Genomic DNA, 6,802 nt, shown 5'->3' with positions numbered 1-6,802 from the left:
GCGCTTCGTGTCTGTCTTCTCCGCCGTTCGTAACCACTTCGTCCAAACCCTTTCGCAACGCTCCGCATTCCAAAACCGCGTTCACCGTATCCAGGCGATCGCAGAGTGGAAAGTTGCAGCCGAAGCCATGGCCTGAGGTCGATCCTCAAGGCAGAAGTCTCCCACGCATCCGAATTCAAGTTAAGGTGACATCACCCTTCAAACTCTGATGTGCGCGATCACGCGACGCCAACGTTCGATATAGCCGTTTACGAAAGCGTTATTCACGCCCGAGGCCTTCATTTCAGCAGCCAGATGGTTGAGATCAAAGGCCTCCAACGGCGTGTCCTTCGGATAGACTTTGAGCGTGTATTTGAACGTATCCTCCCAACTCCTCTGCACCCCCACTGTCTCATCGAGTAAATGTGGACGGTACAGATCGATGAGGTCTCCGATGGTCATCGTTACCATTCGATGCTCCTCCCGTCATAGGCGATGAACTTGCCAGTTTCATCAAGATGGTCGGCAGCTTGAAGGATTGATGTTGCGGCCTCATCCGAACTGACTGTCGGGTGTTTGTCAGAATAAGGGGCTGATAGCCTTGTTTGCACGGTGCCTGGATGCACGGCGGCTATCACTGCCTGAGGATGAGTCCGCGATAGCTCGATAGAGGCCGTCCTTACGATCTGATTGAGCGCGGCTTTTGAAGATCGGTACGAAATCCAGCCACCAAGTCGGTTGTCGCCGATCGAGCCTACTCGTGCCGAAAGGAAAATCGCGATGGATCGGCTCTGACGATTGAGCCGTGGCAAGAAGTGCTTTGCGACGAGTGCCGGACCAACTGCGTTGATATGAAACTGACGAAGCATTGCGTCTGGGTCTATTTCCCGAAGAGATTTCTCCGGCCCGCGGCCGTCTATCGTCAAGGCTCCAGTCGCACAGACAATAAGATCCAATGCCTTCCCCGATAGCTTTTCAGCCGCAGCGGCAACCGTTCCCTCATCAAGTAGGTCAAGGCCGCCACTGCTTCGAGACAACGCTACGACGTCGCCAACGTTCAGCTGCGCGCTCAAATGGCTGCAGATAGCCGACCCAATTCCTCCGCTTGCGCCGATCACTACTGCTCGGAAACCCATGGGTAGAGACTGCAATTGGCACCGTCCTTGTAGGATTTGCTACCAGAGAAGACCATCGAGATCGAACTTTCCCAGCCGCGTAGAGAGGACACAGCGGCGGGCAGACTACTTGGGGGCAACCGCAAGACGTTGCTTCAGCAGCCAATCCCATAGTTCCGGGTCATTAAGCGCTGACATTTCTACGTCAGAATGGCTTACACCTTCCAAGACCGAGAGCCGTGCATCACGTTTCAGGGACTTGAGGCGCTCATACATGATTACCGAATCAGACAGCGGAATGACGTCGTCGTTTGTGCCGTGGAAGACCCAGAAGGCAGCCTTCTCGTTCGTCCTGTTCAGATAGTGGCGGTTTCCACCGCCTGCGATAGGAACCACGGCGGCAAACCTTTCGGGGAACTGCTCAGCCAAGGCCCACGCCCCAAAACCGCCCCGGCTATAGCCAACGACGTAGATGCGGGAGCTATCGACCCGGTATTTCGAGATAACCTCTTCAAGCGCCGCTTCCACCTTCTCTATTGGATAGAGCAGTTCCTCGCTCGGGTTCTGAGGCGAGAAGACAAGGAACGGCAATTGCTTTCCACCTGCAATCAGCTTGGGGATGCCGCTCGATTTGACCTTCTCGATGTCGTTTCCGCCCTGATCCCCTCCATGGAGCCATACAACGAGCGGGTAGGTGTCCTTCGAAGCCTCATATCCATCCGGCGTGTACATAAGGTAGTTGAGGTCGCTCTTCACGGCTGCTGTCGATGTCGTCGCCACCTGTTCGGCGTGGACCGCTCCAACCGTGCACGTTCCCAACGCGGCAACCAAAGCCGCAGATAAAATCCATGGTTTCATCCGTTCACCTCCTCCTAGACGATTGTTTAAGTTGGCACATGCGCTTGCGTTTAAACAACCCAGTCCACGCAATTCTCCGGCCTGGTGGGTAATTCACTTCAGCATGTCGGCGATCTCGGCTGCAGCGAGCCTTGCCTCACCATGCCGAGGCAGTCCGCGATAAAGGCGAGGCTGGTGCTCGGAGCAGAACCAGCGCGTGACGGTACGGCTTTTCTCAAAGCCGTAGCATCCCCATTCTTTGCAGTCGTCGAATTCGCAGTATCCCGAAAAGCTGGCGACGTCCCGATTGTCTAAATCCGAGCGTTAAACATTGCGCCCTTTGGCAGTTCTTTTGCCCAGATCGAAAGGTCTTGGTCGAGGTCGCGGTTGGCAATAACGCCCAGCATCATATGATCGGCCAACTCCACCATAGCCGATGCAACGTCTTCAGGCTTCCAGCCGGCTTCAACAGCGGCCATAGCGACATTGGTGAACCCGCCCGCCATCGCTTCCTGACGTTGCAGGAATCGATCAGGCTGCTGGTTGGTCGTGGGCGGGGATATCCGTTTCATAACCAAGAGATCTCGCCTGCCAGTTCGCAGTCAAGCACTGAAGATGACGAAATCAATCCGCGTCTTCTGGCGGAACTTTTCGGCCGTGGATCGGGTTCGACACAGACAGAGGAGATACGAAGATGACCGACCCGAAAGACCACCCTGAGCAGGATCCTGCTGAAGGCTCGCGCGAGACCATCGAGCGCGATTTGAAGCGGCAGGAAGAGAGAGGGAGCGGGGATAGAACATCCCGCAGCGAAGATGTACCGAACACCGGGCAGGCTGGCGCAGAGGCGGCAGAACCGTCGCCGGGGAGTTGAGGCTGTGTCCAAAGGAAGAGCAGTTTGAGTATGAGTATGAGTATGAGGAGGCGAGATGAGTGATACCAACCGGACGAACAAGCGGATAGCCCGGCTCGGAGCAACCGCTATGATCGTTGTCGTCGCGGCGATTGCAGCAAGTTACCTGATCGGCCCCGCGACAGATCCTCGAACGACCGCATCTGTGTCGGCGCCAGCCCAGGGTGAGCCGGAAAACCTTGCGGCTCCCTCTAACCCGTCGGGCGGGTCTAAACCCTAAGGCAACCGCGTCAAGCTTTCGAACCAATCCCGATATGGCGTGTTCCTGGCAAACTTTCGATTGTAGTCCGGCTCACCATCGCTCCACCAAACGGGGCCACGTTCCCCGAGACAGATTTTCGCGGCTTCCACGCGCTGGCGAGCAATCTTCGTCTTCTCGACATCACCCTTCACATCTTTGACAGCCCTACGTGCAGCCATCAGCTCCGAGACGAGCGCTTGTCGTTCGGAATCTGCTAAATGTGGATTGCTGACCCGCCAAAGCCGACTACGCACGACCATATATCGACCGTCCGGCGTGCGAGGGAATGAAGGACGCTCGCTGCTCAAACGCTATCCAACGCCCGCGGATCCTGGGCTATCGCGCGACGCGATGCTCGGGCGGCGAGTACGTCGCTTTCGCGCACCCATACCTTCCCATCTACATCCTCGCCGCGTCTTATGCCAGTCGCCGCCAAGTCGCGATAAAATTCGGCGTAGCGGATGAGCCGCCGCAAAGATTTCTCTGGTGGAGCCGCTGTTGCCTTCATCGCTTCGCACGTGACGATGACCAGCCAGACGGATGAGCCATCGGTGACGGCGATCTGCCCGTTCTCGAAATGAATGAACGGTGCGGGTTCACACAGACGGATCTCGGTTTCTTCCTGCATATCAGCTGGCTTTCTTCTTCTTGAGATCTGCCTCAACGCTCTTCCGTAGAGCATCCATGATGTTCACGATATTCGAAGCTGGTGCCGCTTCCGCTTTTTTGCCCTTGGAGGGCTTCTTTGCCTTAAGCTGCTTTTTCTTCTGCTCAATCAATTTGAGCAGGCTCTCCTGGATTGGATCGCTGACCATTTCCGGCGACCACCGCGCCGTCTTCTGCTTGATCAGCTTCTGGACGAGGGGAATGAGTTCTCTATCCGCTTCGGCATCGATATTCTCAAAATAGTTTTCCTCTGGCCGTACCTCATCGCCGAAGCGAAGCGACCAGAGCACGATGCCATCGTCGCGGGGCTCAAGCACCACCGCGCGCTCGCGGCGGCCGATCACCAGCTTCGAAATACCGACGACCTTGTCTGCCTTCATTGCATCCCGGATCACGGCAAAGGCTTCATGCCCGACCGGATCGTCCGGCATCAGGTAATGCGGTTTTTCCAGATAGACCCACTCGATGCTGTCAGCGGGTGCAAACTTGTCGATATCGATGGTCTTCACCGTATCAAGCGCCACCGCATCAAGATCGTCGTCGGTCAGAATGATATAATCGTTCTCGCCGCGGGCATAGCCCTTGGCCTCATTGTCGTCCTTGACCGGCTTGCCGGTGACCGAGTCGATGTACTGGGAGACGACGCGGTTGCCAGTCTCCTTGTTCAGCGTATGAAACCGAACTTTCTCTGCTTCCGACGTCGCCGGCATCATCGAGACCGGGCAGGTGACGAGCGAAAGTTTCAGATAGCCTTTCCAATAGGGCCGAAGTGCCATGAACTTTTCTCCTCATCCAGCCTTGCGCTGCGGGGCGGCTTTTGAAGCGGCGGACCCCTTGGCCACCCCGTGCGCGGCGCGCTGCCTGCCAGCACCTGTGTTGGCATTGGCTGCAGTGCGTTTCGAATTGTCGTCCTTGAATTTGCCGAGGCCGGCGCTTTCGCGCAGCGCCGTGAGCAGATCGTTAGGCTTGGAGACCTCGACTTTCTTGCGCTTGGGCAATGCCTTGCCTTCGATCTTGGCTTTCACCAGCTCGGCGAGTGCCGCCTCATAACGGTCATCAAAGACCGCCGGATCGAAATCGCCCTTCTTCGTCGAGATGATGTGCTTGGCGAGATCGAGCATCTCGCCCTGGATCTTGATCTTCGGCATGTCCTCAAACGCCTTCTTCGACGAGCGGACCTCGTAATCATAGTTCAGTGTGGTGGCGATCAGACCCTTGCCGTGCGGCCGGATGAGAACGGTCCGCATCCGCCGAAAGAGCACGGTCCTAGCAATTGCGGCAACCTTGGACTCGCGCATGCCGTCCCTCAGAGCGGCGAACGCATCCGTGCCCATCTTATCCGGTGTAAGGTAGTAAGGCTTGTCGAAGTAGATATCGTCGACGTCGGAGCAGGGAATAAAGGCTTCCACCTCCAGCGTCTTGTTGCTTTCTGGAATGGTGGCTGCCACTTCATCCGGATCGATCATAATGTATTGGCCATTCTCGATGTCGAAACCCTTGGTCTGTGCTTCTTTCGGCACGGGCTCTTCCGTGTCACTGTCGATGAACACGCGGTTGACCCGGTTTCCAGTCGCGGTGTTGATCGTGTTGAAGGTGATCCGCTCGTAGGTCGAGGCGGCGGTGTAAAGCGCTACGCCACACGACACCTCACCGAACTTGATAAAACCTTTCCACTGAGCACGCTGACCGGCCATATCGAGCTCCTCGCACAGGATGCAATCTATGCGATTCAACTGCGTCAGTCGCCACTCAGTTCCGATTCGAAAAATGAATCATTTTCAATGGCTTGATTCATTTTTCCACCACAACCATGAGATTCAAATCAAGCCTCTGGATTCGATGCATCTTTTCGGCCGCGCGCGAGTTATCCGCATATCGCAACCGACGGAGACTTCAGATGTCGAAGAGAGAGCTGATCGATACCGGGACCGACAAGCGCTACGTCCGCCGTGACGAGAAGGGCCAGTTCAAGGAGAGCGTCGACGTTGGGCGGTCGCTTTCGGCCGACAAGCGCCAGAAGGCCAAAACCGTGGCCAAACCGGGCGAGGGCGATAAGGGCGATCATCGACCGGCCAAACATTGAGGGTGGCACCATGACCAGTATCGCAGGCGATCTTCGCCTTAAGCTAGAACAGCTCGTCGATTATTACGTAACCGCCGGATCGAAAACGCCCGAGGTGATCGCGGCGATGGAGAAGGAACTGGCAGATATGCGGCGCGCGTATAACGAGGACCCAGATCCTGCGGATGAGCCCGGTGTGATTGACGAGCCTGCGAACGACTGGCCGGCGGCAACCTGACCACCGCTAGCTCGGTATGTGCTTCGGGCATAGCTGTTCTGTCGCATCGCCTATTTTCGAAGCAGCGTTGGGCGGGTTAGATGATGTCCAACGAAGCCACGCACCTCCTCCCCGCGAAGCTTCGTCATTCAGGTGGCCTACTCCTCCTCCCAAGGGCTCCTGACAGAATGGCGGCATCCTCCTCCCAGTCGTCGTTCACTTCATTCGAAAAGCCTGCCGCACCTCCCGCGGCAGGCTTTTTCGTTTCAGGGCTTGTCCTCGATATCAAAAACTGCGGCATTGTCCTGAACATCGCACAAACCTTTGTAAGAGGCATGGCGAAGGTTGCCGTCATCGGTCCAGTCGCGAAACTCGATCTCGGCAATCAAGGTCGGCTGCGCGAACACGAGGTTCTTTCCCGTCATCGGCACGACCGGCTGTTTCGTCTTCAGCTTGTCGAGCGTCGTTTTGAGATAGACCGCATCGCGTTCCTTGAACCCGGTCCCGACCGACCCGACCGACCCGACCGAGACCCAGACTGATCCACGTCGAGCGGCAAGAAGCAGGCTGCCGATCCCTCCACGGGCACGCTCGATCGTTCGTAATCGACGAAGGGCGGGCCATACGTTTCCACGCGGAACTGAGCCGGTTATTCGCACCCCACCGGCTCAGTTCCGCATGGAAAACAACATGTATGACACCAGTGCTCAGCCTGTCCTCATGCTGTTCGCCTGCAACAGTGCGTTGCGTGGCCGGAAGACGGTCAGCCGGA

11 protein-coding genes and 1 pseudogene are annotated in these 6,802 nt (G+C 56.8%); 4 read left to right on the top strand and 8 right to left on the bottom strand.

What is annotated here, in order from left to right; all coding sequences use genetic code 11:
- Positions 1-198: 198 nt before the first annotated feature.
- The 4 genes from ACI3K0_RS28755 to ACI3K0_RS28740 all read right to left on the bottom strand — a co-directional run bounded on the left by ACI3K0_RS28755 (position 199) and on the right by ACI3K0_RS28740 (position 2,503).
- Positions 199-450 (bottom strand): hypothetical protein, encoded by a 252-nt coding sequence (locus ACI3K0_RS28755; RefSeq protein ID WP_148148414.1) that lies wholly within the window; start codon positions 448-450, stop codon positions 199-201.
- Positions 444-1,115: an SDR family NAD(P)-dependent oxidoreductase gene (locus ACI3K0_RS28750; protein ID WP_183687430.1), complete on the bottom strand. Its 672-nt coding sequence runs from the start codon at positions 1,113-1,115 to the stop codon at positions 444-446. Before ACI3K0_RS28750 ends, ACI3K0_RS28755 begins: the two co-directional genes overlap by 7 nt.
- Positions 1,116-1,220: 105 nt before the next feature.
- Positions 1,221-1,952, bottom strand: coding sequence for an alpha/beta fold hydrolase (locus ACI3K0_RS28745; protein WP_404946820.1), 732 nt, complete (start codon positions 1,950-1,952; stop codon positions 1,221-1,223).
- Between the two features lie 290 nt (positions 1,953-2,242).
- The gene (locus ACI3K0_RS28740) at positions 2,243-2,503 is read right to left on the bottom strand and encodes a hypothetical protein (RefSeq protein ID WP_404946819.1); all 261 of its coding nucleotides are present in this window, start codon (positions 2,501-2,503) and stop codon (positions 2,243-2,245) included.
- A 122-nt stretch (positions 2,504-2,625) separates the two neighbouring features.
- Between ACI3K0_RS28740 and ACI3K0_RS28735 the strand changes: the two genes are divergently transcribed.
- Both ACI3K0_RS28735 and ACI3K0_RS28730 read left to right on the top strand, forming a co-directional pair.
- Positions 2,626-2,805, top strand: coding sequence for a hypothetical protein (locus ACI3K0_RS28735; RefSeq protein WP_206829428.1), 180 nt, complete (start codon positions 2,626-2,628; stop codon positions 2,803-2,805).
- A 55-nt stretch (positions 2,806-2,860) separates the two neighbouring features.
- Positions 2,861-3,064 carry a hypothetical protein gene (locus ACI3K0_RS28730; protein ID WP_206829429.1) on the top strand — a complete coding sequence of 68 codons (204 nt, stop codon included), beginning with the start codon at positions 2,861-2,863 and terminating at the stop codon, positions 3,062-3,064.
- 325 nt (positions 3,065-3,389) lie between these two features.
- Here the strand turns inward: ACI3K0_RS28730 and ACI3K0_RS28725 are convergent, their stop codons facing one another.
- From ACI3K0_RS28725 to ACI3K0_RS28715, 3 genes are read right to left on the bottom strand one after another with little or no spacing between them, the layout of a single operon-like run.
- Positions 3,390-3,713 carry a hypothetical protein gene (locus ACI3K0_RS28725; protein WP_206829430.1) on the bottom strand — a complete coding sequence of 108 codons (324 nt, stop codon included), beginning with the start codon at positions 3,711-3,713 and terminating at the stop codon, positions 3,390-3,392.
- A 1-nt stretch (position 3,714) separates the two neighbouring features.
- Entirely contained in the window at positions 3,715-4,527 is an 813-nt protein-coding gene (locus ACI3K0_RS28720; RefSeq protein WP_206829431.1) for a Ku protein, read from the bottom strand.
- 12 nt (positions 4,528-4,539) lie between these two features.
- Positions 4,540-5,445, bottom strand: coding sequence for a Ku protein (locus ACI3K0_RS28715; protein ID WP_404946818.1), 906 nt, complete (start codon positions 5,443-5,445; stop codon positions 4,540-4,542).
- 203 nt (positions 5,446-5,648) lie between these two features.
- Between ACI3K0_RS28715 and ACI3K0_RS28710 the strand changes: the two genes are divergently transcribed.
- Complete coding sequence (locus tag ACI3K0_RS28710; protein ID WP_148148404.1) at positions 5,649-5,834, top strand: hypothetical protein; 186 nt, start codon at positions 5,649-5,651, stop codon at positions 5,832-5,834.
- Positions 5,835-5,844: 10 nt separating this feature from the next.
- Positions 5,845-6,051: a hypothetical protein gene (locus ACI3K0_RS28705; RefSeq protein ID WP_148148403.1), complete on the top strand. Its 207-nt coding sequence runs from the start codon at positions 5,845-5,847 to the stop codon at positions 6,049-6,051.
- A gap of 245 nt (positions 6,052-6,296) precedes the next feature.
- On the opposite strand, the pseudogene ACI3K0_RS28700 reads toward ACI3K0_RS28705, so the two are convergent.
- Positions 6,297-6,617: pseudogene (locus ACI3K0_RS28700) on the bottom strand (ATP-dependent DNA ligase); the annotation flags it as partial.
- Positions 6,618-6,802 lie beyond the last annotated feature (185 nt).

It is taken from the genome of Rhizobium sp. ZW T2_16, assembly GCF_044987325.1.
Classification (GTDB): Bacteria; Pseudomonadota; Alphaproteobacteria; order Rhizobiales; family Rhizobiaceae; genus Neorhizobium; species Neorhizobium cellulosilyticum.
This window is presented reverse-complemented; position numbering and strand designations above follow the sequence as displayed.

Excerpts from the sequence above, each read along its gene's own strand:
- ACI3K0_RS28730 (WP_206829429.1), top strand. The coding sequence starts at position 2,861 with ATGAGTGATACCAACCGGACGAACAAGCGGATAGCCCGGCTCGGAGCA.
- ACI3K0_RS28745 (WP_404946820.1), bottom strand. The coding sequence starts at position 1,952 with ATGAAACCATGGATTTTATCTGCGGCTTTGGTTGCCGCGTTGGGAACG.
- ACI3K0_RS28740 (WP_404946819.1), bottom strand. The coding sequence starts at position 2,503 with ATGAAACGGATATCCCCGCCCACGACCAACCAGCAGCCTGATCGATTC.
- ACI3K0_RS28755 (WP_148148414.1), bottom strand. The coding sequence starts at position 450 with ATGGTAACGATGACCATCGGAGACCTCATCGATCTGTACCGTCCACAT.
- ACI3K0_RS28705 (WP_148148403.1), top strand. The coding sequence starts at position 5,845 with ATGACCAGTATCGCAGGCGATCTTCGCCTTAAGCTAGAACAGCTCGTC.
- ACI3K0_RS28750 (WP_183687430.1), bottom strand. The coding sequence starts at position 1,115 with ATGGGTTTCCGAGCAGTAGTGATCGGCGCAAGCGGAGGAATTGGGTCG.
- ACI3K0_RS28720 (WP_206829431.1), bottom strand. The coding sequence starts at position 4,527 with ATGGCACTTCGGCCCTATTGGAAAGGCTATCTGAAACTTTCGCTCGTC.
- ACI3K0_RS28735 (WP_206829428.1), top strand. The coding sequence starts at position 2,626 with ATGACCGACCCGAAAGACCACCCTGAGCAGGATCCTGCTGAAGGCTCG.
- ACI3K0_RS28710 (WP_148148404.1), top strand. The coding sequence starts at position 5,649 with ATGTCGAAGAGAGAGCTGATCGATACCGGGACCGACAAGCGCTACGTC.
- ACI3K0_RS28725 (WP_206829430.1), bottom strand. The coding sequence starts at position 3,713 with ATGCAGGAAGAAACCGAGATCCGTCTGTGTGAACCCGCACCGTTCATT.
- ACI3K0_RS28715 (WP_404946818.1), bottom strand. The coding sequence starts at position 5,445 with ATGGCCGGTCAGCGTGCTCAGTGGAAAGGTTTTATCAAGTTCGGTGAG.